This window comes from Paenibacillus sp. N3/727 (assembly GCF_022637315.1).
Lineage (GTDB): Bacteria > Bacillota > Bacilli > Paenibacillales > Paenibacillaceae > Paenibacillus_AQ > Paenibacillus_AQ uliginis.
The window spans coordinates 4,588,259-4,615,002 of the sequence record NZ_CP093336.1 but is presented as its reverse complement, the minus strand read 5'-3'; the positions used below and the strand labels follow the sequence as shown (position 1 = coordinate 4,615,002).

The 26,744-nt window shown below is 38.7% G+C and carries 27 protein-coding genes and 3 pseudogenes; 28 read left to right on the top strand and 2 right to left on the bottom strand.

The features are described from left to right. Positions 1-24: 24 nt before the first annotated feature. From MNQ98_RS21450 to MNQ98_RS21410, 9 genes and pseudogenes are all read left to right on the top strand, one after another. Entirely contained in the window at positions 25-2,607 is a 2,583-nt protein-coding gene (locus MNQ98_RS21450; protein WP_481856781.1) for an adenosylcobalamin-dependent ribonucleoside-diphosphate reductase, read from the top strand. A 316-nt stretch (positions 2,608-2,923) separates the two neighbouring features. Beyond that, positions 2,924-3,073 (top strand): annotated as a pseudogene (locus MNQ98_RS21445) (tyrosine-type recombinase/integrase); the annotation flags it as partial. 146 nt (positions 3,074-3,219) lie between these two features. Next, positions 3,220-3,750 (top strand): GNAT family N-acetyltransferase, encoded by a 531-nt coding sequence (locus MNQ98_RS21440; RefSeq protein WP_241930060.1) that lies wholly within the window; start codon positions 3,220-3,222, stop codon positions 3,748-3,750. Between the two features lie 234 nt (positions 3,751-3,984). Beyond that, complete coding sequence (locus MNQ98_RS21435; protein ID WP_241930059.1) at positions 3,985-4,536, top strand: GNAT family N-acetyltransferase; 552 nt, start codon at positions 3,985-3,987, stop codon at positions 4,534-4,536. A gap of 143 nt (positions 4,537-4,679) precedes the next feature. Further along, positions 4,680-5,201 (top strand): DUF6933 domain-containing protein, encoded by a 522-nt coding sequence (locus MNQ98_RS21430; RefSeq protein WP_241930058.1) that lies wholly within the window; start codon positions 4,680-4,682, stop codon positions 5,199-5,201. A gap of 409 nt (positions 5,202-5,610) precedes the next feature. Further along, positions 5,611-5,706: a competence inhibitor ComI gene (comI, locus tag MNQ98_RS21425; protein ID WP_019419116.1), complete on the top strand. Its 96-nt coding sequence runs from the start codon at positions 5,611-5,613 to the stop codon at positions 5,704-5,706. A gap of 431 nt (positions 5,707-6,137) precedes the next feature. Continuing rightward, a complete protein-coding gene (locus tag MNQ98_RS21420; protein WP_241930057.1) occupies positions 6,138-6,623 on the top strand; it encodes a hypothetical protein in 486 nt (161 codons plus the stop codon). A 291-nt stretch (positions 6,624-6,914) separates the two neighbouring features. Next, positions 6,915-7,838 (top strand): DUF7638 domain-containing protein, encoded by a 924-nt coding sequence (locus MNQ98_RS21415; RefSeq protein ID WP_241930056.1) that lies wholly within the window; start codon positions 6,915-6,917, stop codon positions 7,836-7,838. Between the two features lie 227 nt (positions 7,839-8,065). Beyond that, the gene (locus tag MNQ98_RS21410) at positions 8,066-8,446 is read left to right on the top strand and encodes a hypothetical protein (RefSeq protein WP_241930055.1); all 381 of its coding nucleotides are present in this window, start codon (positions 8,066-8,068) and stop codon (positions 8,444-8,446) included. Between the two features lie 163 nt (positions 8,447-8,609). Here the strand turns inward: MNQ98_RS21410 and MNQ98_RS21405 are convergent, their stop codons facing one another. After that, positions 8,610-9,818 carry an IS110 family RNA-guided transposase gene (locus MNQ98_RS21405; protein ID WP_241930054.1) on the bottom strand — a complete coding sequence of 403 codons (1,209 nt, stop codon included), beginning with the start codon at positions 9,816-9,818 and terminating at the stop codon, positions 8,610-8,612. Positions 9,819-11,156: 1,338 nt separating this feature from the next. Here MNQ98_RS21405 and MNQ98_RS21400 point away from each other — a divergent pair. From MNQ98_RS21400 to MNQ98_RS21365, 8 genes and pseudogenes are all read left to right on the top strand, one after another. After that, on the top strand, positions 11,157-11,681 hold the full coding sequence (locus MNQ98_RS21400) for a GNAT family N-acetyltransferase (RefSeq protein ID WP_241930053.1): 525 nt from the start codon (positions 11,157-11,159) through the stop codon (positions 11,679-11,681). Between the two features lie 230 nt (positions 11,682-11,911). Then, positions 11,912-12,373, top strand: coding sequence for a GNAT family N-acetyltransferase (locus tag MNQ98_RS21395; RefSeq protein ID WP_241930052.1), 462 nt, complete (start codon positions 11,912-11,914; stop codon positions 12,371-12,373). A gap of 245 nt (positions 12,374-12,618) precedes the next feature. Next, positions 12,619-12,801 carry a hypothetical protein gene (locus tag MNQ98_RS21390; RefSeq protein WP_241930051.1) on the top strand — a complete coding sequence of 61 codons (183 nt, stop codon included), beginning with the start codon at positions 12,619-12,621 and terminating at the stop codon, positions 12,799-12,801. Positions 12,802-13,030: 229 nt separating this feature from the next. Continuing rightward, a complete protein-coding gene (locus MNQ98_RS21385; protein ID WP_241930050.1) occupies positions 13,031-13,603 on the top strand; it encodes a DinB family protein in 573 nt (190 codons plus the stop codon). 417 nt (positions 13,604-14,020) lie between these two features. Next, entirely contained in the window at positions 14,021-14,416 is a 396-nt protein-coding gene (locus tag MNQ98_RS21380) for a zinc ribbon domain-containing protein (RefSeq protein ID WP_241930049.1), read from the top strand. A gap of 184 nt (positions 14,417-14,600) precedes the next feature. Further along, positions 14,601-15,080, top strand: a complete 480-nt coding sequence (locus MNQ98_RS21375) for a hypothetical protein (RefSeq protein WP_241930048.1) — start codon at positions 14,601-14,603, stop codon at positions 15,078-15,080. A gap of 230 nt (positions 15,081-15,310) precedes the next feature. Then, positions 15,311-15,841: a GrpB family protein gene (locus MNQ98_RS21370; RefSeq protein WP_347272227.1), complete on the top strand. Its 531-nt coding sequence runs from the start codon at positions 15,311-15,313 to the stop codon at positions 15,839-15,841. 201 nt (positions 15,842-16,042) lie between these two features. After that, positions 16,043-16,855: pseudogene (locus MNQ98_RS21365) on the top strand (DUF2785 domain-containing protein). Positions 16,856-17,250: 395 nt separating this feature from the next. Here the strand turns inward: MNQ98_RS21365 and MNQ98_RS21360 are convergent. Next, positions 17,251-17,388, bottom strand: a complete 138-nt coding sequence (locus MNQ98_RS21360) for a sporulation protein YjcZ (RefSeq protein ID WP_241930046.1) — start codon at positions 17,386-17,388, stop codon at positions 17,251-17,253. Positions 17,389-17,616: 228 nt separating this feature from the next. Here MNQ98_RS21360 and MNQ98_RS21355 point away from each other — a divergent pair, with 228 nt between their 5' ends. From MNQ98_RS21355 to MNQ98_RS21305, 11 genes and pseudogenes are all read left to right on the top strand, one after another. Beyond that, a complete protein-coding gene (locus MNQ98_RS21355) occupies positions 17,617-17,823 on the top strand; it encodes a hypothetical protein (RefSeq protein WP_241930045.1) in 207 nt (68 codons plus the stop codon). Next, positions 17,810-18,085 carry a hypothetical protein gene (locus tag MNQ98_RS21350; RefSeq protein WP_241930044.1) on the top strand — a complete coding sequence of 92 codons (276 nt, stop codon included), beginning with the start codon at positions 17,810-17,812 and terminating at the stop codon, positions 18,083-18,085. The genes MNQ98_RS21355 and MNQ98_RS21350 overlap by 14 nt, the downstream gene beginning before the upstream one ends. Before the next feature lie 221 nt (positions 18,086-18,306). After that, a pseudogene (locus tag MNQ98_RS21345) lies at positions 18,307-19,432 on the top strand (aminopeptidase). A gap of 383 nt (positions 19,433-19,815) precedes the next feature. Beyond that, complete coding sequence (locus MNQ98_RS21340; protein WP_241930043.1) at positions 19,816-20,346, top strand: GNAT family N-acetyltransferase; 531 nt, start codon at positions 19,816-19,818, stop codon at positions 20,344-20,346. Positions 20,347-20,481: 135 nt separating this feature from the next. After that, complete coding sequence (locus MNQ98_RS21335; protein WP_241930042.1) at positions 20,482-21,099, top strand: zinc dependent phospholipase C family protein; 618 nt, start codon at positions 20,482-20,484, stop codon at positions 21,097-21,099. A 69-nt stretch (positions 21,100-21,168) separates the two neighbouring features. Continuing rightward, the gene (locus tag MNQ98_RS21330; RefSeq protein ID WP_241930041.1) at positions 21,169-21,696 is read left to right on the top strand and encodes a GNAT family N-acetyltransferase; all 528 of its coding nucleotides are present in this window, start codon (positions 21,169-21,171) and stop codon (positions 21,694-21,696) included. 414 nt (positions 21,697-22,110) lie between these two features. Next, positions 22,111-22,617 carry a DinB family protein gene (locus MNQ98_RS21325; RefSeq protein ID WP_241930040.1) on the top strand — a complete coding sequence of 169 codons (507 nt, stop codon included), beginning with the start codon at positions 22,111-22,113 and terminating at the stop codon, positions 22,615-22,617. Between the two features lie 261 nt (positions 22,618-22,878). Beyond that, positions 22,879-23,436, top strand: a complete 558-nt coding sequence (locus tag MNQ98_RS21320) for a TetR-like C-terminal domain-containing protein (protein WP_241930039.1) — start codon at positions 22,879-22,881, stop codon at positions 23,434-23,436. A gap of 156 nt (positions 23,437-23,592) precedes the next feature. Further along, a complete protein-coding gene (locus MNQ98_RS21315; protein WP_241930038.1) occupies positions 23,593-25,185 on the top strand; it encodes an oleate hydratase in 1,593 nt (530 codons plus the stop codon). A 15-nt stretch (positions 25,186-25,200) separates the two neighbouring features. After that, positions 25,201-25,494 (top strand): hypothetical protein, encoded by a 294-nt coding sequence (locus MNQ98_RS21310; protein WP_241930037.1) that lies wholly within the window; start codon positions 25,201-25,203, stop codon positions 25,492-25,494. A 290-nt stretch (positions 25,495-25,784) separates the two neighbouring features. After that, complete coding sequence (locus MNQ98_RS21305; protein WP_241930036.1) at positions 25,785-26,111, top strand: hypothetical protein; 327 nt, start codon at positions 25,785-25,787, stop codon at positions 26,109-26,111. Positions 26,112-26,744: the final 633 nt, after the last annotated feature.

Here is a 26,744-nt window from a genome sequence, read left to right as displayed (position 1 = left end):
AGGAGGTAGTTGTTCTTGAGTACGATGCAAAATCAGCGGCTGGAAGGTTTAAGTGAGAAGATCTTTTTGGACAGGTATGCGTGGAAGGACGCGAATTCCCATAACGCCAAGGTGGGCGATGTGGTTCTGGTTCTTACCAAAGATGATCCTAAGTTCCCGACCAAGGAAGTTGGAGAGATTGTGAAGCGTGATGGCCGGGTAGTCACAGTGAAGACCCGTAAGGGTGAGCTGGTGGAGACTGATGTGGAGAAGCTGACGCTGACGATTGAGAAGACACCTGAGGAAATGTGGGACCGCTTGGCAGCTGCAATGGCATCGGCAGAAGCAACGCCAGAACTGCAGGAAGAGTGGGAGGCTAAATTCCGTCATATTCTTGATGACTGGAAACTTGTTCCAGGTGGACGTATTGCAGCAGGGGCAGGAGCAAGCGATGAACTGACATTGTTCAACTGCTATGTTATTCCTTCGCCGAAGGATAGCCGTGGTGGCATTATGGAAACTCTGTCTGAGATGACAGAAATTATGGCCCGCGGTGGTGGTGTAGGTATTAACTTGTCATCTCTCCGTCCTCGTCGTTCGATTGTTAAAGGTGTTAATGGATCTTCTAGCGGCGCTGTATCCTGGGGCGGATTGTTCAGTTATACAACTGGGCTCATTGAGCAGGGTGGTAGCAGACGTGGCGCGCTCATGCTGATGATGAACGACTGGCATCCGGATGTGATGGATTTCATCACTGTGAAGCAGACGATGGGTCAGGTGACCAATGCCAACTTGTCGGTATGCGTGAGCAATGATTTCATGAAGGCCGTGAAGGAAGATCTGGATTGGGATCTCGTATTCCCGGATACTTCTGATCCGGATTATGATGAAATCTGGGATGGCGATTTGGACAAGTGGAAAAAAGCGGGTCGTAAAGTCATCACGTACAAAACGGTGAAGGCACGTGATATCTGGCATACGATCATTGAATCAGCGTGGAAATCGGCTGAGCCTGGCGTAGTGTTCATGGAGTACTACAACCAGATGTCCAACAGCTGGTATTTCAACCCGATCATCTGCACGAACCCATGTGGTGAGCAGGGGCTTCCAGGCTGGGGTGTGTGCAATCTGTCTGCGATGAATCTGTCCAAGTTTTATGATGAAGAAAATCATGATGTGGCTTGGGACGATCTGGCGACAACGACTCGTTACTCGGTTCGTTTCCTGGATAACGTTATCGATACCACTCCGTATCATTTCCCGGAAAATGAAGCCAATCAGAAAAAAGAACGCCGCGTAGGACTGGGTACGATGGGTCTTGCAGAGCTTATGATCAAGTTGAATATCCGTTACGGAAGTCCGGAATCGCTGGAATTCCTGGATAAGTTGTACGGGTTTATCGCTCGTGAAGCATACCTGGCATCTGCGGATATCGCTGAAGAGAAGGGTTCCTTCAAAGCGTTTGATGCAGAGCTTTACCTGCAAAGCGGATTTATGAAAAATATGTCCGAAACGTTCCCAGAGGTAGAAGAAGCGGTGCGCTCGAAAGGCGCGCGTAACGTAACGGTGATCACTCAAGCGCCGACAGGCAGCACAGGTACAATGGTAGGCACATCTACCGGTATCGAACCGTACTTCGCCTTTAAATACTTCCGTCAAAGCCGTCTTGGCTTCGATGAGCAGTTCGTACCGATTGCACAGGATTGGCTCGACAGCCATCCAGGCGAGAATCTGCCGGATTACTTCGTAACGGCGATGGATCTGTCCGCTGAGGATCATATCCGTGCACAAGCTGTTATTCAGCGCTGGGTGGACAGCTCGATTTCGAAGACGGCGAACTGCCCGGCTGATTTCACAGTGGAAGAGACGGAACGTCTGTATGAGCTGGCTTTCGATCTGGGCTGTAAAGGTGTAACGATCTATCGTGACGGCAGCCGTGATGTTCAAGTATTGCAGACAGAGAAGAAGGAAGAGAAAGCAGAAGCTCCTGCTGTTGCACCAGAAAGTGTTGTACAGGTGAATGAGTCCGCGAGCACTGCTGTAAGTGCGGCACCTACTGTTTCCAGCAAGAGTGGTTTGGATAAGCAGTACAAGAGTCGTCCACAGATACTGCGCGGTGCGACTTACAAGATCAATACGCCGTTCGGTATGGCGTACATCACGATAAACGACTTGAACGGTACACCGGGAGAAATCTTCCTGAACGTAGGTAAAGCCGGTTCGGATGTGTTCGCTATGGCTGAAGCTCTGGGTCGTGTCTGCTCCCTGTTCCTGCGTTACGGAGACCATGGCAACAAGGTGGAGTTGCTGATCAAGCATCTCAAAGGCATTGGCGGATCAGGCGCCATCGGCTTCGGCGCGAACCGTGTGGAATCTATTGCGGATGCAGTCGCTAAAGCATTGGAAACCCATGTGGCAAGCGGAATCCACGATGATCATGAGCATGATCCCGCTCCGGTAGCCGCGACGATGGCTCCTGCCGAGCAGTTGGGTGGCCACGGACAAGGCGGTCATGGTAGCCATGTTGCCACTTCCCGTGATCTGTGCCCGTCCTGCGGCGGTGCTTCGCTGATTAACATCGAAGGCTGCAAAACATGCAGCAGCTGCGGTTACAGCAAGTGTTCTTAAGGGAAAAGGTTAGAGAAGAGCGGTAGGAATTATAGATAGTAGTTAGAGATTAAGAAGATAAGTATTTAAAGAGATATACCTAAAGATAAATCTAAAGATAAATGTCTATAGAGAAAGAATCTATAGTCAAAGAGATATGAATAAAAGGCTTCGGAGATCGGAGACCTGCAGGTCACAAAAGTGACTTGCGGGTCTTTTTTTATATATAAGAGGGATGTAGTGGTTGGGGATAGCCGGATTGTAAACTTTGCTTGATTTGATGGAATGTACGATAAACCGAAGAAGGTAGGAGGATGGAAATGTTCCATTCCATATACATACTTTTGCCACGCATTTACTAGAAGGCGATACGGATCTTAGATATATACAAGAGTTACTCGGACATCAGAGCAGCCGAACTACAGAGCGATATACTCATGTATCTGTGAAAGATGCCAGGCGGATTAAGAGTCCGTTAGATTATTGAAATTGAGGAGGGGAGTTCAGAGATACCCTTATGAACAGAGTATTTACGAAGTACGGGAATACGCGTAGTATGGAAGTATTCACGAAGTTCGTAGATAAGACGTTATCTGAAACCGATGTAGAGCATAAGAAAGAAGGGAAACAAAAATGACAGAATTTATTCTTATAGAACCGTCCATTAATTACAAAGATGAATACATAGAAATGATTAGAGAGTGGGAAGAATCCGGAGAGATGATGGTTCCGTTTGTCCTAAAATTTGACTGTGGTGATTTTGATTTGCTGATACAAGAATTGAATAATCTAAGAGACGTCCCAAGAGAAGATAGTACGAAAGTAAACAGTTCTACTTTCTGGCTAGTGGATAGAAACAAGAAAATCATAGGCGTTGTAAATATAAGACACAAACTTAATAATGCCCTCCTTTTTAGAGGTGGCCATATTGGATATGGGATACGACCAAGTAAACGTAGGAAAGGAAATGCAACAGAAATATTAAGACAAGCGTTAATAAAGGCCAAAGAATTAGGAATATATAAAGCCCTAATTACATGTGATAAGGACAACATCGGATCCGTAAAAACCATAACAAATAATGGAGGGACTCTAGATTCCGAAGAAGTTGTCAATGGAATTGAAATACAGAGATACTGGATTGAAATACCTAAGGATCATTGAATGTTGTTCGAAGAAGACACCGCCATCAGCTAACACCATATTCACACTTCGGGCCATTCAGCCCTCGGTCCGCGAGGCATTTCGAGGAAGTGGATTCAGCGGACACATCCGCACCGACTAACTGCGCAAGCGCAGCCGGCAGCTTCGCTGCCTTAAGTCGGTGGGACGTCGTGAATACAAGAACGTTATATGAAACCGATGCAATGATAATAAAGACTTAAAGGATGTGTCTCAATGCCACGACTTATTGGTGATCGAATAATTTTAAGAGAGTATTGCAAGGAAGATTTAAAGTTTATGAGACAATGGTGTAATGATCCGGAAATCGTTGATAATCTATCAGATATATTCTTATTTCCGCATACAGTAAATGGAACAGAACAATATTTAAATTCAATACTTGAAGGGAATACAGAGCAGAAAGGATTTGTAATTGCACACAAAGATACTGAGGAGTACATTGGACAAATTGATTTATTTAGAATTGATTGGAAGAATAGATCAACTGAACTTGGAATAGTAATTGGAATTAAAGAGTACCTTGGCAATGGATATGGCACTGAAGCAATAAAAATACTACAGGATTTTGTGTTTAATAGATTAAATTTAAATCGATTACAGCTGGAAGTACATGATTTTAATGAAAGAGCTTATAGATGTTATTTAAAGTGTGGATTCAAAGAAGAAGGAAGATTAAGAGAGAAGAATTTTGTTAATGGCCGATATTCAGATACGATCTATATGGGCATATTGAAAAGAGAATATGAAGAATTAAATAAGCAGTAATCTTGTAAGTTATTCTAAGAAGGCATCGGCATCATATAAGACCGTGTTCCTGCTTCGCGGCATCCGCCGCTCGGTCTGCCAGAGGAATCTCAGAAAGCAGAGTCAGGCAGACTCATCGATTCCCCTAAGATAAGAGTTATCTAATGGGAATGGACGTCAGGAACACAACAACGTTATGCGAAACCAGTGCGAGAAAGGAAAAAACAAAATTGATTACTCTAAGACTGACTAAAGATCTACTGAAAGATATGAAAACAACTTCACTTGAAGAGATTATTGTGCCTCCGCTTTTAAGTTGGCATGTAAATATCTATAACTTAAACAAACGAAAACACATCGTCTTTGTGAATGATTTGACTAGATTAACTGTAATTGTTGATGGAATAAGAACAGGGCAATTAAAAGGATTGAAAGAGAAATTCATTTTGACTCTTCGGGAGTACTTACTCCGAGAGGGAGTTAAAGAAAATTTGATCAATACATATTTAGAATATGGCTCGGAAATAGTTATTTTAAAGACAAATAATAGAAGCGTACTAGGAACGATGAAGGAAGTAACGTTTTTTACCGAAGATGATTTTAACGATAATATTGAACGATTGAAGTGGTTGAATAGATTAATTCATAAGCCAATAGATTACAAGGAACCAATATATTTCTTTTAAAGAATTAATCAAAGATCATAAGAACTACAAACACAGTGTGAATGTAATACAGGAAGGCACTATCATCGCATAACACCATGTTCACGCGTCGGAGCATTCGCCCCTTGGTCCGAGAGAAGTTAGATGAAGTTTCGAAGAGGCATTTCAGCAGCAGGATGTAAATTCATCGGACATATCCGCACAACCTAACCGCATCGCGACCAGTCGCATGCGCTCCTTTAAGGTGGTGGGACATCGTGAACACAACGACGTTATATGAAAGGGACGCTGATAATAAAACTTTTAAATAAAAAACAAGAGCAATATGAACAATCTATAAGAACGCTTGTACGTATGTATAATAAAGGTAAAATATAACTACAATTGAATCTTGGGTGGGCATGGTTTTCCTTCGAAAGGAGGTGAAGCCATGGAAGTGAAAGATGCATTAACGATTATGTTCCTTTTTGGAACGTTCATTCTTGCTCTTTTAACATACATCAATAATAACAACAAGAAAAAGTAAAACCCACCCTAAGATTGGAAGCCGAAGGTGGGTTTTAATCCTTTTATGACCTAGAAGGGATAACCATCCAAGCCAATTGTACTGACCAAGTGTTAGCGCACTTGGTCTTTATTAAATATATACTATCATATTAGAAAAGATGAATCAAAGCATGGAATAAATAAAGGAAGATCGAAAATAAATTGAAAAGATTTATAAATGAAGATTGAAAGTGACTCAAAGATGGCATCCCCATCATATAACAATGCATCTACGCTGCGGGGCATTTGCCCCTTGGTTGTCAGGGGTTAAACGCAGAAGCATGTTCAGACAACACACGACCCGGCCTAAGATAGGAGCTATCTAAGGCCCGGTCGTCTCATAGATGCGGGAACGTTATGTGAAGCCTCGGAGAAATTTATAAAGTATTTTTAAAGTGGAGTGAATCCAAGATGAGTATGAATAGTAAAGAGTTTTATTTCAAGGATCTAGAAGAAATAATCACAGATCCAATTTTAATTGGTAGCTCGGAAGACGATTTAAATGAAGAGATTGATAACAACATGTGGCGAATTTCTTTCGATGCAGAACTTAAAAAAGTATTGACTGTAAATGACTATAAAATTTTTTTTAATAGAGTAATCCAGAATAGACGAGAACAAATAATAGGTTCCACTTCGAATCATGGAATGATTTTTTATTTGTGGTTTGACCAGTTGGCATGTCAGATAAGGTTTAATTTAATATCTGTTTTACATAAGAAACTTCCATTTCAATGTGATGTTGAGATAGTAGAGCATATGGATGACATAATTTTAACTTTTTTGAATTCTCCATTCCATGATGGGATACCTATTGAAGGATACAATGATAATATAGAAGAAGAATTCAAACCTTATATATTAAGGGTCTATCAAACAATATTAAATAAAGATTGAGGAATATGTTGAATAAGAACTAATTAAGAATTATGCATGCAATTCGAAGATGTCCGAGGCATCACAGCATCGCGACGTTCGTCGCTCGGTCCGCCCGAACCAGAAGAAGCGAATTCATTACGGAGATGATTCAGTAAGCAGGGAAGCGTAATCGGCGGACACATCTGCAAGGCTAAGTGGCTGCGCCACCGTTCGCTAACACTCACTTAAAGCCAGTGAGGATCCGTGAATACGAGAACGTTATAAGAAATCCCCGCAAAATAGAATATAAATGTCTGAGGTGTGATAAGTTTGCAAAGAATTCGCAGAAAAAAAGAAATAGAAGGAACTACAGTTCCTGGCATCATAAATAATGGTGGCCATTATTTCTATATTAACGTTGATATCTATGAAGACGGCATGTCAAATTGTTGGGAACTTGTGGATTTGAAAGGACTCAAAGTAAAAATCAATTCTGGTTGGTTGACACCGACAGTTCCTACAGGCGAAACTCTATCGGTTCATGGGTTAGGGGAGTATAAAATTGAGTCTGCTATTTGGAATTTTAATAAGAAAACATATTATCAATTTATTGAGAACAGAATAAAAATACTGAATCCTGAATTTAAAAATATATATACGATCACAAAGTCAGAAAAAAAGTTGTTTGAGACTAGAAAGATCTTACATTCGCCAACAGCTGTTGATTTTTATGTTGTGCGTGAAATGTTCTACGAAACGATTGAAGGAAAAGGATATTTCATTTTCATGAGATATAATGAAACGAATTATTTGGTTAATTTAGTGATTTATGAAAATGGTTTAGTTGGTATTTACAATTCTAGTTTCGAAAAAATATATCAACTAGAAGAAGTTGTTGAATTGTTTAATAACAGAATATTGTTCACTGAATTTAATCATCCAATAGAAGTTTTTATTTCAGAATTAGGTCAGGTTACCTTTTCAGAAGTGTTATATGCATCAAACTTAGATGAAAAACTAAAAGAACTCTTAGACATGTATACAGAAATAAAAGGAGACAAAACAACATTAGAAATTTGTAGAGAAGCGTACTTTAACTATCTCGCTAATCCAAGTGAGTTCAATAGAGCATATCTAAAGGAAAAATATGAACTAGTCCCTGAACACGAACGAATGTATTTAGGAGATATGGATTCTAAAGATTTGGATTATCAAAGAATTATTTATAGATCAAAAGAGAAACGTGAAGTATAAATATTCCAAGAAGGCGGGGACATCTTATAACATCATATTCAGGCTTCGGAGCCTAGCTACTCCTCGGTCCGCGAGAAGCGATCGGCAGGGAAGCAGATTCAGCGGACACATCCGCACCGACTTAAGGCACCTGATGGTGACTTAAGTCGGTGGGACGTCGTGAATACAGGAACGTTATATGCAATACTACGACAAACCTTAAAAAAACAAAAAAAAGGAAACAGAAGATGAAAAATATCAAAGAAAAAATTTTGGACGAAGTGACTGCTGGAGAAGGTTCATTTTTAATTGAAATAAGAATTGAACTGAATTGGGATCATTATAAGTTTCAAAATCTTTTATTACTGTTGAACGAATTCTTAAAAACAAATGAAGCAGGAGATTACTTGGAACGGGAGCTATCTGCAGGGATTTGGTACGTTACAAACTTCATCCCCCATTGGACATCACATGGGAGTTTTCGAAAAAGTAATAACTATTCAGAAGAATATTATAGATCAGCATATGAATTACTCGAATTTATTGCATCTTGGTACTTTATGGGGCATTGTCCTTTTATAGGTGATGATATGAATTCAGAAATAATGAAGCTAAGGGAATTAATATAAGGCTTTTTTTTGTATTTCATAGAAGCCGTAGTACTGCAAAATAAACCAGCTAATCAAAGTCAATGTTTATTAAGTTTAAGATTTCAGAACTCCAAAGAATGCAGACTTAAATAAGCCTACTCCAGGAAGTAAGTTAATGGTAAAATATAACTATTAGTATCCGTTATTTGCTCTGAAAGGGCGCGTCGTTACTCAAAATTCCGTAAATCATGCGCAAAAGTTTGTTTGAAGTCGCCACAATTGCAACTTTAGAAGGTTTGCCTTCAAGCCGTTTTTGCTGGTAATATTGCCATAGAATCGGATTTCGAGGGCCGTGGATTTGCTTTGAGATACCTCCAACTGTTGCTTGGTAAAGTGCTGTACGGAGATATGCAGAGCCCCGTTTTGAGATACGATTCTGGTTTGCCTTAAAGGTTCCTGACTCGTAAACAGATGAATCCAGCCCTGCAAAAGCGGTCAACTGTTTCACGGAAGGGAACCTTTTTATGTCCCCAATTTCAGCGTGAATCATTGCCGCAGTAATCGGTCCCACCCCAGGAATCGAGCGTAATAGGTGGTAGGCAGAAAATGCTTGGGCTAAGCTTTCCATTTGTTTTTCGAGTGCTGTAATTCCTCCTTGGTAAGCCTTGAATAACCCTATGAAATTCTGCATTGCAAATATATGTGCCAGAGATCCACACGGATCAGGAAGGCTACTGCGCGCAATTTCTAGAAGCTGCGCGTATTTTTCTTCATTCCAAGTACGACCTCTTCGATTCAGCATAAGAATGGTTAATACGTCTTCTTTGTCCGCAGTCAGTAAAGCTGAGGGGGAAGGGAATTTAGTGAGAAGCTGAATGGATGAAGGGTTGAAAATGTTCTGAAAAGCCTTGTCATAGCCCGGAAAAGCCAAATCCAGAATGGAACGGAATTGCAGTTGAACTTCACCAAGAAGAGCTTTCCACTGGGCATGTTGGCGACAGAGAAACCGCAGTTCAGTGACCTTTTCATCCATTGGCATGAGTGGCGTACCTTCCCCTAAATAGAATGCATTAGCAATTCGAATTGCATCAATAGGATCGGTCTTCACCTTACGAGTAGAGCGCTTTTTGAGCTCATGAGTCGTTAAGGGGTTTAACAAGAAAACGGGATACCCGTGCGAGAAAAAGAAAGAAGCAATAGGCTTCGAATAATTACCAGTCGCCTCCATAACGACAGTTGGTCGCAGCGTTGTAGATTCTTCAAGCTGAACAAGAACTGAAAGCAATGACGAAACATGATCAGGTGAATGGGAGAAAGAGAAGGGCTTCTTCACTTGTACACCATAGGAAGTGAAGGCAGCGGCAACGCTCTTCCCCTTCGCAATATCGATACTTAAAACAGGTTGATTCATATGACCTCCTTGGATGACACTAGGACCCAAAACAAATGCTCTCCACAGGTTGGCACGGTGATACGGGCTCTTTGGCCCAACCAGCTAAAACGGGGTATGAGCACTGCTAGGGCTGAAACACTTTATGCGACGAGATCTAAGTCCCAACACCGCATTCGTTTTTAACCCAGTGGTGATCTTTTGAGTATAAAAGAAAAGCTCATCCCCGATGAACTGGGATGAGCTTAATATACCAACACCGTATTCACGCTGCGGGCCTGACGGCCCTTGGTCGCCAAGAGGCATTTTGGGGAAGTGCATTCTGGCGACACCCCTGCACTGGCTAAGTCCGTTGGACCCGGCGCTATGCGCCTTAAGCCAGTGAGGGTTCGTGAATACAACAACGTTATATGCAATCGAGAGGACCTGCATAACTATTTTTACCGATTACTGGGGTTTGTCGTATTTTTGCATGAATACTTAACAGACTAATCAAGACCACGAGCAGTTAGATCGTTTAAGACATAAAAGCCTTACATGCAGATTAGACATATATGTTATTGGAGGAGTTTTTATTAATAATTTCAAGGCTCTACTAATACATCTAGTAATTTGCTTATTATTTATTCCTATATATTCTCTTAAGGTGGAATTTAGCATAGTCAGTGCTTCTATTACTCTAGTGGTAATAAGCGTTCTTTATTCTCTTTTTGGTTACTTTTTTCCACTAATAGATTACCGTAATTCTATAAAAAATCTTTTTTCTGTTTCTTTTGTCTCACTATTAGGATTTGTAGTATGGTTACTCTGTTTAGGATTAGATGATGGCTCATTCTTATCATATTTAGTATGGGAAATTTATTATTTCTACCAATATTCAAACTTTATCCCAATTTTAAAGATATACGAATATTTTACATTATCGGAGTTTCTCTATAGTCCACCAAAAGCAATTATCATAGCATCACTTATTCCATCTCTATTTATTTGGTTAGGAATGGTTATAAAGATAAAACTAAAGGAATACGAAAAATTTGAAGGAGACAAGTGAAAGAAAGGACGACAAGAGCGGACAAGACTATAAATCATAGAAAGACTATAAACACGATAAAGTCCGAACCTCTATTAAGATGAACAAGACTATAAAGACTGAAGACATTTGATTAGATAAGTCTAAGAAGACTCGACAGCATATAACATAACATTTACGCTGCGGTCCGGCTTTGCCATCCCTTGATCCCGGAAGTTAAGAAGCAAGGAAGCGTATGCCGGGACACACCGACTACGTCGGCGTCGTAAATGCAGAACGTTATGTGCAAACCCTAAGGTCACAAAAACCATCAGAGGACGTGGAAACATATGAACAACTTAAAATTAGTAAAGCCTCAAATAGAGCTTGAAAATGAGTATTTATCATTTTATGAAGAGTGGAAAGAATCTGGTGAGGATATGGTTCCTTGGGTCATAAATATGGATCCAAGTGATTTTCAAGGGATGTTGAAGTCACTGTCTAATAATGAGGAGGGTGTTGGCTTACCTGAAGGTTGGGTCTCAGATTCAACGTTTTGGTTGGTCGATAAACATAATAGAGTATTAGGTGCGGTTAATATTAGACATCAATTAACTGAACATTTGTATAATGCTGGTGGGCATATAGGTTATGGTATCCGCCCGTCAGAGAGATTAAAAGGCTATGCGACAAAACTATTGGAACTGTCCTTGATTGAGGCCAAGAAACTGGGAATAAAAGATGTATTAGTTGTCTGTGATGCTTATAATGTGGGATCTGAAAAGACCATTATTAAGAACGGTGGGAAGTCCGATACAGATTACATAGAAGAAGATGGAAACGTAATTAAGAGATATTGGATTAAGAATACTTGAAACTAGTTTAAAGAAGAGGGTACAGCGCATAACAACGTATCTACGCTGCAGGCCGTTCGGCCCTTGGTCTGCAAGAGGCGTTTCGAAGAAGCGACACAGCAGACAACCCTGCGAGGCTAAGTCCGTTGGACCCGGTCGCTGACGCTTCCTTAAGCCTCTCGGGTTCGTAGATACACAAACGTTAGCTGAAATCAACGAAATTGTAATGGAAATCGAAAGGAATATAAAAAATGAATCTAATCCGCATAGAACCAATTGATAAAAATAACTGGGAAGAAGCTCACTCGATATCTTTACTCAAATCACAAGAGAAGCTTGTACCTTCTGTTATCGAATCTTTAGCATGGGCTTATATAAAACCGTGGGATGAGGCTTTTGATCCATATATTTTGTGCAAGGATGATAAAACATTCGGATTTTTTTATCTTTCCTATACACCTAATAGTACGAATAATTACTGGATCGGTGGTTTTCAAATAGACAAGGAATATCAAGGGATGGGATTAGGAACACAATCTCTTAAAAAAATATTAGAATTCATTCAGGAAATGCACAGACAATGCGAAGTAATCTCTCTAACAATCGAAAAAAGTAATAATCATGCTAGAAAGCTTTACGAGAAATTAGGATTTGTCAATCAAGATAAAGAGAACCAAGATGGCGAGATTATATATAAACTAAAGTTAAAATAAACTATAAAGAACTTGTACTAGGTTACTCGAAGAGGTCGTTGACATCAGCTAACATTACATTCCTGCGTCGTTGCTAACGCTCCTCGGTCACCGAGAGGATTTTCGGAGAAGTTAAATCAGGCGACACATCCAACCGGCTAAGTCTTATCGGAAATTCAGGCGACATATACTACTAAAAACCAAAAAAATTTAAATCAAATTATGTTTTTGGACCATTAATAATTTTGAACGGGTGAAATTATATTATGAGTCCATTATCTTTAATCGGTTTGTTAGGCTTGATAAGTGCGATAATACAAATAAAATACCCTGAACTTATATTGAAACTCAGGCCTCTTGGAGTACGATCAGTAGAAGCTGTAAAACTTGGTGGTTATCTAGGGCTGGTAATAAGTCCATTAATTATTTTATTTGATATTTTATATTGATTTCAGAATAGTAGAATGTAATTCGAGGAAGGCCTGAACATCCGATAACACCATATTCACGCTGCGGTACTAACGCCCCTTGGTCTTTCCGAGGCATTTCGGAGAAGTGGAATCAGGCAGACAACCTCTGCGAGGCTAAGTCTTCGACCCAGTCGCTACGCTCCTTTAAGCCTCTCGGGTTCGTGAATACAAGAACGTTATCTGAAACTACTCGAAAGAAGGTAAGTCTATGTATATCAAACAAACGATTGAATTCATAGATAATGAATTATCTCAAACATTAATTGACTATCAGGCTTGGTTTGCAGTGCGTCCTGATTTGCTTGTTTTTAAGCCCAGAGTTGGGTGGAGTGTTGAACAAATCTTAGAGCATGTGACTTTAACAAACCACTTTTTATTGATTCTAATTAGAAAAGGAAAGAGAAAAGCAATTGAACTTTCATCGAAGAAAGATTTGAAAGCATTATTAGAATCATACACATACAATTTAGATGAGTTAGAAGCAATTGCTGAACATAAATCTTTTTCTTGGCTTAGACCGGAGCATATGGAGCCTAAGGGAGATAAAGAACTAGGACAAATAAGAGTGTTACTCGACGATCAAATTAATGAATGTATAGAGATTTTGTACGAAATAAGAAATGGAGAAGGAATACTATATAAAACAACAATGACAGTAAATAACTTAGGCAAGATTGATGTTTATCAATATATCTATTTTTTGTGTCAGCATGCTAAAAGACATATCGTACAAATGCAAAAAGTTAAAGAAGAGTTTAGTAATTTCAAGGAAGACGAGTAGCATCAGATAACATCATATTCACGCATCGGAGCCTGCGGCTCCTCGGTCCGCGGGAAGCGATAAGCAGGGCAGTGGATTCAGCGGACAAATCCGCACCTACTAACCGCATCGCGGCCGAACCCTGGAGGTTCCTTAAGTCGGTGGGACGTCGTGAATACGGGAACGTTATCAGAAATTCGGGAAAATACATAAATTCTTAAAAACGGAGTGAAAATTCATGATTTGTTCTCACTGTGGGATTGGTATCAACCTTAACTATGAGACTACAGAAACAATTCAATAACTTTGGGATGACGAAGATGCAAATACTGGACAAGGTTATAAACTTAGATATGGCCTTTGTCCTGCTTGTGGTGAACTTATAGTGTAATTGGTAAAAAAATACATAAAATTTGATATCGAGAGGTGTATCTTCCCATGAAAAGTATTAAGCCTGGGCGGGGCCCATCTGCAATGGGGGCAATTGGAAGTGTGGCCGTTGGGATATTCGGAATCTTTTGGACAATTGGGGCAGCAAGTATGGGTGCTCCTACTTTTTTTGTATTCTTTGGTATTATCTTTGTTGGATTAGCCATTATTCAAGGCATATTTCATTTTAAAAATGCTACAGGAACTAATCGGATGTCTTTGCTAGACATTACTGACAGTAATGAAGAACCAGATCCATTGGATAATTACATTAACAAATCTAAAAAAATAGATAATCAAATACTTGAAGAAAGCGATGTGAATTACTGTCCCTATTGCGGTCACAAAGTATTTGGTGATTCGTATAAATATTGTTCTAAATGTGGAAAAGAAATTAGGGATTAATGTTAGGTATTTCAATGAAGGTGATTACTTTCTCTAACACTGTATTCACACTACGGGCGTTCGACCTGGGTCCAGAAGATGGATTTTCGATGAAGTGGGCCGTCGGACACATCCGACATTCGTCGTACGTTGTGAATACCTGAACGTTATAGGAAATAGGCATAAAACAAAAAAGAGGTAAAAAATGAGTAAATATTCTTTTATAGTATCGAATAGTTCATTACCTGAAATAGACCTAACTGGTATGGTAAAAATGAAGTATGGAGAATATAAAAAATTGAATATTCAACCCAAAAATGAATCCATAATAAATCTATTAGACGATGAAGACGACGAGATAGAAATACTGTATGTAGCAGATCCCGCAAAAATGCATGATCTAAAGATAATCCTTTGTACAAATCGACCATATGGATTAGAAGAATACATCAAAAAAGAATATATTTACTGGATGGAAGGAAGTCCTGTTAAAGCATCTTGGAATGAACAACTATATGATTATCTGAAAGGAGTACAGCATGTTAAGGATGAGCTTGAAATATGGTCTATATGGTTTGGAGATGGTCCACAAGAGATTGAAGATATCAAATTGAGATTATTAGATTTGAAATTATCTGACTTGGAATTATTGAAGAGAATAAATTACTGTATTAAGTTCGAATAGATATTGTTTTGTTTATTCTGAGAAGATGCCTACATCCTATAACACAGTATCTACGCTGTGTCGCTACGCTCCTTGGTCTGCCCGAAGATAATTCGGGAAGTTGAGCCAGGCAGACAACCCTGCGAAGCTAAGTCTTCGACCCGGCGCTACCGCCTTAAGCCTCTCGGGTTCGTAGATAAGGAACGTTATACGCAATTACTGCATTCATCAAAAACCTACAATGACAAAGGATGATACGAGTGCTCGGGTTACCTAAAGGTCAGGTTTTCCTCGTTCCTTGGACTGAACAATGGGAAATTGAATTTAAAGAAGAAGAGAAAAAAATAAGGTTCGAAATTAATGAAAGCATCTGGGCTATCCATCACATTGGAAGTACCGCAATAAAGGGTTTAAGTGCAAAACCCATAATAGACATTGCAATAGAAATAAAATCATTTGAAGAGGGGATTAGATGTGTACCTGGATTAGAGAAGATTGGATACTCTTACAAAGGAACTGATGTACTACCTGATCGCTATTATTTTAATAAAGGGGAACCAAGAACGCATCAAATTCATATGTATCAGACCGAAAGCGAATATCTATATAAGCAACTGACGTTGAGAGATTATTTAAGAACAAATGAAAACGCAAGAAAAAAATATCAAGAATTAACAGAAAAATTGACAAAGGAACACTCAATGAATAAGTTTGCTTATGCTGATTCAAAAACGGATTTTATTAATAAGATTATATTGGAAGCTGAGCGAGGAAGGCAGTAACTGCGTATAACATCATGTTCACGATGCGTCAATGACGCTCCTTGGTCTTCCAGATGAATTATCGAAAACGGTTTCAGACAGACAACCCTGAGAGGCTAAGTCCGTCGGACCCGACGCTGGCGCGCCTTAAGCCTCTCGGGTTCGTAGATACATAAACGTTACCAGAAATTCGGGGGAAACCCTAAACATAAGGAGGAAAAAATGAACAGCATTAAAAGCCTTCTAAGAGATGTAAGAGATAATAATTATAAAGTTCCTAAAGGAACAGACATTGATCAAGTAGTTCATGAAATGATTCAACACATTGGGTCGATTGATGACGAATTAAGGGATAAGCTCATTTATGGAACTTTACATAGATGGATAATGAATCAAGAACTAAGTATAGAATTAGTCAGACAAGTATTATACGTGACTTTAGATGATGATCATTTATTCTATGGAATAGGTGATAACGATCAAGATACAGTGTTTACACGTTCTTTTTCAGCCCTGTTTATTCCGCTTGCTTTACATTATAACGATATTTTTAATTATTTGACTGAACACGAATATGAATATATTTATTCTAGAATGACATAATATTTTGAACTTGAAAAGGATTTTAGAGGATATATATTAGATAAGGGATGGGCACATTCGATTGCACATGCAGCTGATGGTTTAGGTTCTATTTCAGCCTCATCTTATTATTCTCAGAAACATTTATTGGTTATTTTGGAGTTGATAGGGGAAAAGGCTTGTGTTAGTAACTATTATTTTATAAACGATGAAGATGAGAGAATGGCAGAAGTAGTAATTCAAATTGTAAAGCGTAATATCCTTAAGAAAGATATTTTGATTAATTGGGTGCAACAGCTTGGGAGCATTGAAAGATTAGAATCGTATCCTGAAGATGACATAATTAGAGGAAACACCAAGAATCTTTTGCGAAGTGTATATTTTAAATTACTGAATATTAGCGGTTCTGAGGTTATAACTAAAGAAATACTTAAAACATTAAATCAGCTCTAAAAAAATTAAACTCTAGTTAAACCGAAGAAGTACCGAACATCCGATAACATAGCATTCATACTGTGGGCGTTCGACCTTGATCGCTAAGAAGAGCTCCAGGAAGTATATTCAGGCGATACATTCAACCAGCTAAGTCTGACGACCCGTTCCCACTTTGATGGTACACGACCAGGCGCGCCTATTACAAGGGAGGAAGCAGCTGCCGTGCTTAACCGCATGCGCAGAAATTTCCTTTCATTGATCGGAGGTAATACTGATCGAATCGAGGAACTGGAGAAGCATCTGAAGAACATCGAATCCCAATCTAAATTGCCAAGCGCTTAAAAGAATACGAAGACCCTACCGGCCTATATACTGGTAGGGCCTCTCTTCAGCTTTGTGGATGCTAGGTCTTATTAGATGAAACCACAATGACATGAGACGATAACCAGCAAGATGAACAATACCAGAATAAATCCTATTCCTCTACCGAATCCGTCGAATCCTCCGACGAGTCCTCCGCCGCATCCGCATCCACCTATCACTTCACCCATGAATGATTCCTCCTTCGTTTTAAACTACACCTTATCTTATGATGATTAAATTGAACGGTTAGGGCGTTTAGGTAACAATTGTTTTTACTTCACTAATCTCCTGAGCCTAATCCGCCTATAAACGCTCTCCACCCAACAAGTAGAAATGCTTTGCCGTCATTTAAAGACGGAGGCCGTTTCTGTGAGAAATATAAGTCAAGTATAAGTCGTTCTTATTCGGAGGCGAACATGGTGGATAAATACATCGGTGAGATCGTCGAGATCATTTATGAGGACCGCAAAGGGAAGATCACTCAGCGTAAGATTGAGGTAATGGGGGTAAAGGATGGACATATCAGGGCGACCTGTTTGTCTTCCGATGCGCCACGGGTGTTACTTTCAGAGAATATATTGGCAATGAAACCGATCGGAGGTGGCAGCAATGCTGCTTCCTGATCTCGAACGTAAGTTGCTACGGATATTGGTCAACTACCCGGCTCACCGGCGCAAGATGCCGACAATGCATTTGATCGAGCATATGATCGGACGAACGAGGGCTGAAACTATTCAGGGGTTGCAGAGTTTGGAGAGTAAGGGATATATTTTTTTGCAAGACGAGAACACGACTCAGAGCATTGTTGTGATGAAAGACAGTCAAGACGTTCCACAGCAGGCGAACGAGCAATTTAGTGGTTTAGATTATTGGATGTTTTACTGAGGTAAGAAGGAAGAATGCAGTTGGGAGCGAATTGAAACTTAGGTAGGAGCTTAAAGTAAGTAACGCTCCCCTTTTGTTAGAGCGGCCGTTTATCAAACCCTACAAGCAACTTTTAGCTGTTTTTTTGAAAAGTAGCTTGTAGGGTTTTTATCAATGACACGGGGGTGTCGTGAACACAAGAACGTTAGGTGAAATAACGACAAATTAATTGGAGGATATTCATGAAGGATCAAAGAATACAATTGCTTGCTTATAACGTAGTAAATTACTCACTTAATCTTAAGAAGAACGAGAAACTTCTAAATAGAAGTAGAAGGACATGAGAACCTTTTAGCAAAGGCAATCGTTGAGGAAGCTTATAATGTGGGTGGAATTCATTTTGTTGTGTTTCTTGACAATGAAATATTAGCTATTCAGCTAAATAATTGTTCTCTAGAACAGATCGTATCCATGGCTACTTATGATAGGCTGCGAATGAAAGATATGGATGCATACATCCTCATCAGAGCGGATCAGAATATTAATGAACTAAATGAGGTGCAAAGTGAGAAGATCGATCTTTACTGGAAGAACTATTATCATGAAGTCCACGCACATCGATGGAGTAATACCAAATGGTGTATTATGAGCTATCCTAATGCTTCGGCAGCTCAACGAGCTAATATGTCGACAGATAGATTTGAGGAATTTTACTTTAATGTCTGTAATTTAGATTATTCCAAACTTTCATTACAGATGCAGAAACTTGTTGATTTTATGAAAAAAACAGAAAAAGTAAGAATTGTAGGACCGGATTGTGATTTGTCCATGTCTATAAAAAACATGCCTGTTTCGATGGATGCTGGCCATCAAAATCTTCCAGATGGTGAAGTGTATAGTGTTCCTAGGAAACATTCAATCAATGGATTTATTTCTTTTAACTCCCCTGTGGTCTTTCAAGGAACTACATTTGAAAATATTAAATTTACATTATAAAGACGGAAGAATTGTTGAAGCAATTGCTAACGACACTGAAAAATTGAATAAGATACTAGATAGAGATGAAGGTTCAAGATATATTGGAGAGTTCGGAATTGGTCTGAATCCATATATTACAAATCCAATGAAAGATATATTATTTGATGAGAAGATTTGGGGAAGTATTCATCTTGCAGTTGGGACCACTCCTACTCAATGTGAAGATGCAAATCTATCTTCGATACATTGGGATATTGTATACATACAAAGACCGGAATATGGTGGAGGACAGTTGTGGTTTGATGATGTTCTGGTTAGACAAGATGGATATTTTGTAATTGATGAAAACTCAAGGGATTAAATCCAGAGATTTTTATCGTGAATTCATAGAAGTTCGTTATACCACCTAACATCATATTCACGCGGACAACCCTGCACTAGCTAAGTCCGTCGGACCCGGGACTGGCGCCCCTTAAGCCAGTGAGGGCCCATGAATATAAGAATGTTAGGTGAAACTCTCTTAGATAAAAGGAAACTCTTAAATGAATATAAGGATGAAAACATAAATGAATAGATTTTCTGTTGAAAAATCAGAATGGTCTGATAAACGTGAAGAATACTACAATAAGGAATGTCAGAATATTGTATTCAGATTTGGACATAAGTTGAAGATTAAAAATGATAAAGTATATAGTTATAATGGATAGAATTCAAATAGAAGTTTCGACGTTAGCTGAAACCGGTGTAGAGCATAGAAAGGAGAGTAAATCATAATGACAGATTATTTTCTAATTGAACCGTCAAATGATTATAAGGAAGAATACATTGGAATGATTCAAGAGTGGGAGGGAACCGGAGAGATGATGGTTCCTTTTGTACTTAAATATGATTACAGTGATTTTGATATGTTGATCCAGGAACTGATGGATTTAAGAGATATCCCAAGAGTTGATTATACTAAAGTTAATAGTTCTACTTTCTGGCTCGTGATGAGGAACAAGAAAGTAATAGGCGTTGTTAATATAAGGCACAAACTTAATGAAGGCCTTCTTAATAGAGGTGGACATATCGGATATGGAATTAGACCAAACGAACGAAGGAAAGGATTTGCAATTGAAATATTAAAACAAGCATTAATAAAAGCCAAAGGATTAGGGATAGATAAAGTATTAATTACTTGTGATAAAGATAATATAGGTTCAGTAAAAACTATTACAAATAATGGAGGGGTTTTGGATTCTGAGGAAGTAATCAATGGAATTGAAGTACAAAGATACTGGATTGAAACAGACAATAATGGTTGAAAGTTGTTCAAGATGACACCGGAATCAGCTAACACCATATTCAAGCTGCGGGAAATTCGGACCTTGGTCCGGACAGAAGTTAGAAGTCATTCAATGTTGAATAGTTAAGAAAGTTATTGAAGGGTGGTGGGAATTATGGGTTCAAGAATAATGCACTTGGTCATTGCTAATAGAATTACAGAGTGTCTGTCGATAGAAGATAGAACACCATTTTTACTTGGAAGCATTGCTCCAGATGCTGTTTCACCTAAAGACTTATCACATTTCTTTAAAGGTGAAGTACAAGATTATTCAAGATACATTGATTATAAAGGATTTCTGGATAAATATAGTTCGCAAGTAGAAAGTCATTATATATTGGGATATTTTACACATTTAATCGCTGATGATGTATGGCTGAAAGGTTTTAATCTTCCTTGGTTGAAAAACAGAATGGAAGCTAATAAAGAAATATATAATTTATACCATAATGATTTCCGATTACTTAATGGGAAATTATTAGAATACTATGGTTTTACAGATGAATTGAGAAAAATGCTCAGTTATCTTCCAACAATCTTTGATTTGCAAGAGGTTAAGTCCAAAGATGTTGAAAAATTCATTCCTTATGTATTAGGCGATATGGAGTATGATAAGGAAGTTATAAATGAAAAACTTAATGTATTTACGTTTATTCAGATAGTTGGTTATATAGAGACATCAGTAGATATGGGGTTATTGAATATAAAACCTATACTTACAGATATCAATTAGATAGGTCAAAAATTCTTAGCACATTCGAAGAGGGTAGAGACAGCATATAACACTATGGGGAGGTTTATCATGCTATTTTTTAGAGAATTAAAGATTGATGAAGTACAAAAGCTAACGGAAATCGATCGTTCAGAGACAATTGATTTCATCTACCAAATAAATAATGGAAATATCCAGGAAATTAATGCACCTCACGAATGTCCAAATTGGAATGATGAGATAACTAAAGGAATTCAAGATCGATTTGTATATGAACTGAAGAATACGGGATTAGCTATCGGAGCATTTGATGGGGAATTACTGGTGGGATTTGGGGTGTTAGCGCATAAATTCAGGGGCAAACAAAAAGATCAACTTCAAATTGCTTTGATGTTTGTTTCGAGAAAATATAGAAGACAAGGTATTGGATCACTAATTATGAATGAATTAAGTAATGAAGCGAGAAGAAGAGGAGCAAAGTACCTATATATTTCTTCAACAGAAACAAGATCTGCGGTTTATTTTTATAAGAGCCATGGAAGTCAGCTAACAGATGAAGTAGATGAAGAATTATTTAATGAAGAACCCAATGATATACATATGATTAAGGAATTATAATTGTGATTCAAGTGAGGATACGTCACATAACAACTTATTCACAATTTGGACTGACTACGTTGACCCTCGGTCCGCCAGATGATTTCGGGGAGTTTGATCAGGCGGACGCACAACCCCAAAAAAGCTTTGTTAGAAGCAACAAGAGTTCTCTCACCTTCTGGTACCATATTGGTATTTGATAAGTTTTTAGATGAGAATAAAAACCAAACATTCTGCGTAAAGCTTTGAATATGATCACATCAATTTTTGTAACAGATATAAATAGAAGGTTTGATGAAATACTAAGAAGTACTCCATTGAATATTAATCATCAAGAAAGTTCTGTATTAAACGGAAATTACAAAATTATTGTGTTAGAGAAATCTACAGCGTTATAAGAAATATCCGCAAAAAATTAAAGAAAGGGAGTTTTCCATGGAACTTCAAGAAATCAATCAAAAATTAAAAGAAACAAGAGACGAATTACTAGGAATTCTTAATGGAATGAGTGGAGATCAATTAAACAAACGGAAAGACTCAAACAGTTGGAGTATTAGTCAGATATGTCAACACTTAATTAAGACAGAAGAATTATATGTCCTAGCAATAAAGAAAGGATTAAAGAGCAAAGAAGATTCATTCATAGAGAATAAACCATTAGAATTTCTACTTGATAGAAGTAAAAAATTAGAAGCTCCTGACATTGCTAAACCAACTGACGAAATTTTAGAATATCAAGAAATCATTGAAAAACTAAACAATTCAAGAGAGAAGTTAAACGAAATATTAAACACAGTAGAAGACCCATCACTGCTGAGTAGAAGACATTTTATACACCCAGTCTTTAAAGAGATGTTATTAATTGAATGGGTTAGATCACTGTACTTGCATGAGCAAAGACATATTAAACAAATTAATGAAATTAAAGACGGATGTAAGTAAGGCTCTTTGCATATATAAAACCGTTATAAAATGAGCTATGTTGAGGTAAGCATAAGTAAGGAGCCGTGCTGGACACACGGGTCCTAAGGAGATAGCATCTTTGACCTCCATGGGCATCACCTCCCTTCATTTTTCAAGAGGTTTTCACATGCTTAAACCAGGTTTAAGGTTCTTGTACCGCTTGGCACGGCGCAGTTATAATGAATGAGAGTGTACTGTCTTTTATGATAACTCTTTATAGCTGGGAAGGAGCTGTGCAACATGTCCGGGTTGACCAAAAAAGCTTTATCTTCCTCTTTAAAAGCAATGATGGAACGATCGTCGCTAGATAAAATCACTGTTAAAGATCTCGTTGCTGACTGTGGAGTGAATCGACAGACGTTTTATTATCATTTTCAAGATGTATATGATCTACTAGGTTGGATTTATAAGACGGAAGCGATTGATAGCATATCTAATTATCGTACTTACGATACTTGGCAGCAGGGATTTCTGAAGATCTTTCATTATGTACTGGACAACAAGAAATTTTGCATGAGCACGTTCCGGTCGATGGGGCGGGAACATTTGGAATTATTTCTCCACCAAGCAGTATTCGAGCTGCTGATGTCCGTTATCGAAGAAGTTAACGTAGATAAGCAGGTGAGGGGGGAAGATAAGGATTTTATCGCGAATTTTTACACCTATGCTTTTATCGGAATTATGCTGGATTGGATCCGAAACGACATGAGTGAAAATCCAGAGGTTATTATTGATCGATTGAGCGTCCTAATTGAAGGCGATATGGAAAAGGCAATCAACAAGTACGTAAAGAGATGAAAACAAGGGGACTCACTTTACCCTATATAATTAGACAAAGTAAGGGCTGTGTATAAATTTTATACATAGCCCTTTTAGTGTCTAAGGTAGACGATCCGTATGTGCAGTATATTGGTTTCACGGACAAAAATAAATGAACATATGGAGGTTACATCGATGAAAAAAGAATACGGAAACAGACAAGTTTACTTTGTTGGCGGCGGTTTGGCATCACTCGCAGGCGCATCCTATCTTGTAAGAGATTGTGATTTTCCAGGTGAAAATATTCATATTTTAGAAGGCATGCACATTCTCGGAGGAAGTAATGACGGTGCGGGTGATACAACCAATGGTTTCGTATGCCGCGGCGGTCGTATGTTGAACGAAGAAACCTATGAAAATACATGGGAGCTGCTATCTTCCATTCCTTCCATTGAACAAGAAGGTGTGTCCGTATGCGACGAAATTCTTGCTTTTGACCATGCGCACCCTACACATGCGAATGCTCGCTTGATTAACAAAGACGGCGAGGTTCTGGATGTTATGTCCATGGGCTTTAATACAGCGGATCGATTAGCGCTTGGAAGATTAATGATCACACCGGAGGAGAAATTGGATAACCTGCGGATCTGCGATTGGTTTGCGGAAACACCTCATTTTTTCGAAACTAACTTCTGGTATATGTGGCAGACGACATTTGCCTTCCAAAAATGGTCCAGCTTGTTTGAATTCAGACGCTATATGAACCGTATGGTATTTGAATTTTCTCGTATTCAAACTCTTGAAGGGGTTACACGTACTCCTTATAACCAATATGATTCGATCATTTTGCCGATCAATAAGTACCTTGATGGTTTCGGCGTTGATTTCAGCTTGAAATATACAGTGACAGATCTCGACTTTGAAGAAGGCGATGGTATCACGGTAACAGCGATCCATTATGAGCAAGATGGAAAACCGGGTATTATTCAACTTCGTGAGGGCGATTTGTGTATCGTGACTAATGGCTGTATGACTGATAATGCGACATTAGGCGATCTGAACACTCCTGCTAAGATGGTGCCAGAGAATCCGATGTCAGGTAATCTGTGGGCGAAGATCGCAGCTAAGAAAGAGGGACTCGGTAATCCGGCTCCATTCTTCGGCAATGCAGAGGAAACGAACTGGGAATCCTTCACGGTTACTTGCAAAGGTGACAAGCTGCTTAAGATGATCGAGAAATATTCCCGCAACAAACCGGGCAGTGGTGCTTTAATGACATTCAAAGATTCTAATTGGTTGATGTCGATTGTAGTTGCCGCACAGCCTCACTTTAAAAATCAACCGGCAGACACGACAATATTCTGGGGGTACGGCTTGTACACGGATAAAGAAGGCGATTATGTCAAGAAGCCAATGCGAGATTGCACAGGCAAAGAGATGCTGGTTGAACTGCTGCACCATCTGCATATGGAAGAAGATATGGATGAAATCATGGATAGCGTCGTAAATGTCATTCCATGCATGATGCCATATATTGATTCTCAGTTCCAGCCGCGTGCAATGAGCGATCGTCCAAAAGTGGTGCCAGATGGCTCCACGAACCTGGCAATGATTAGTCAGTTCGTTGAAATTCCAGAGGACATGGTGTTCACGGAAGAATATTCGATTCGTGCAGCCAGAATTGCTGTTTATACTTTGCTGGGATTGAATAAAAAGGTGTGCCCGGTAACACCTCATAAGTATGATGTTCGCACCTTGTTGAAAGCATTGAATACCTCATACAGATAAGGGAGGAAGCAATCGATGAACGGAACATATAACATCACAATGCAAACCCCCATGGGCATGGAAAAAGGAACCATTACCTTTACGCAGGATGGTGACGAACTTAGCGGATCATTAAACATCTTAAGAGGCAGTAACGCTTTTTCGGGTGGAAACATCAAAGGGAATGAGTTCATATTCTCAGGGGAGATTAAGAAGTTAATTACTAAGATTCCTTATACGGCAAAAGGCACTATTGACGGAGATAACTTGACGGCTGTAGCCGATACGAAATACGGCAAGCTTGCGATCAAAGGGAATCGGGCCTTGTAAGAACTATAATTCATTCTTGATCCATAACCTAAGGGCATTCGCTGAGAATAGCGATTGCCCTTTTCTTGTGTTGATGAAGCATAATAGAAATACGACATAATATGTAGTTTTCTTAATCGTGGCGAGTGTCAACAATATAATCCGATTACTGAATAGTGCCCAACAAGCCGGTTATTTTCTTTTTTTGTTTTGAACAAAGATGGAACTTATATGGTGAAATGTGTAAGAATGTAGTTAGTTCGCTAAATAGCATAAATTGCATTTTAACCGAAGTTCGTAAAAAAGAGGTTATGCGAAATCAGTGCAAGGATATTTTAAATGTTATAACAAGAAGTCATACTTTCTTTTTCCGTGTAAGATTCTGCGATTATTTTAAGGATCAACTGGGTGGATTTGCAGAAGGCTTTCTTGACGGATATGTGCAAGAGGATCAAGATAAGGTCTACTCTGTAATGGTTGAAGAGTTTTTAATGTTGTTTGATCTAACTTATAATCATATCAACTTGTTGAATAGAGAATTTAATGAGGGGCTTGTATTGCGAGTGGGTAATAGAAGCGCTGTAGAAGAACGAATACCAGGATATATCAGAAAATTAGAAGAATATACAATAAAATAACTACAACTATATAGCATCTCAGGAGAGCAGTAACATCTGCAATAAATAGAATGACAAGCTTTTATGGGGGGAGAAAGGAAGTGTAAAGTTGAGAGGATTTATTGGTTTGATCTCAATTATATTTAGCTATTTAATTTGTAGTTTGAGTCTCAAGTCAAATATATTTGAAGAGTTTGATTGGTTTACTTTTGTTGTATATTTTTTACTATTTATCGTTACTATAATCAACGCATATCTTGTGAATAAATTTGATCTAATAACTTTATATGTATGGATATTATTATCAATAATACCTGGAATAGCTTTTATATTATATTCTCGTTTTCACGAAGGTACAGGCGGATGGGTAAGTTTTCCATGGGATTGGGGCTTATGGGAACTTTTTATACCAATAATATTTGGTTTTTTTCAAATAATATTTTTATTAGCATGTATAAGCAGTCGAAGGAAAATAAGTAAATAGATTAAACTTAAATATTTTTATTGCATATCAAGATGGCATATACATCATCTAACAATATATTCTCGCTGTGGTCGCAATTGTCTCCCTTGATCCGCTCGAGGCACTTCGGGAAGCTGAATCAGGCGGATAACTCTGGAAGGCTAAGTCCGTCGGACCCCGGGCGTTGATGA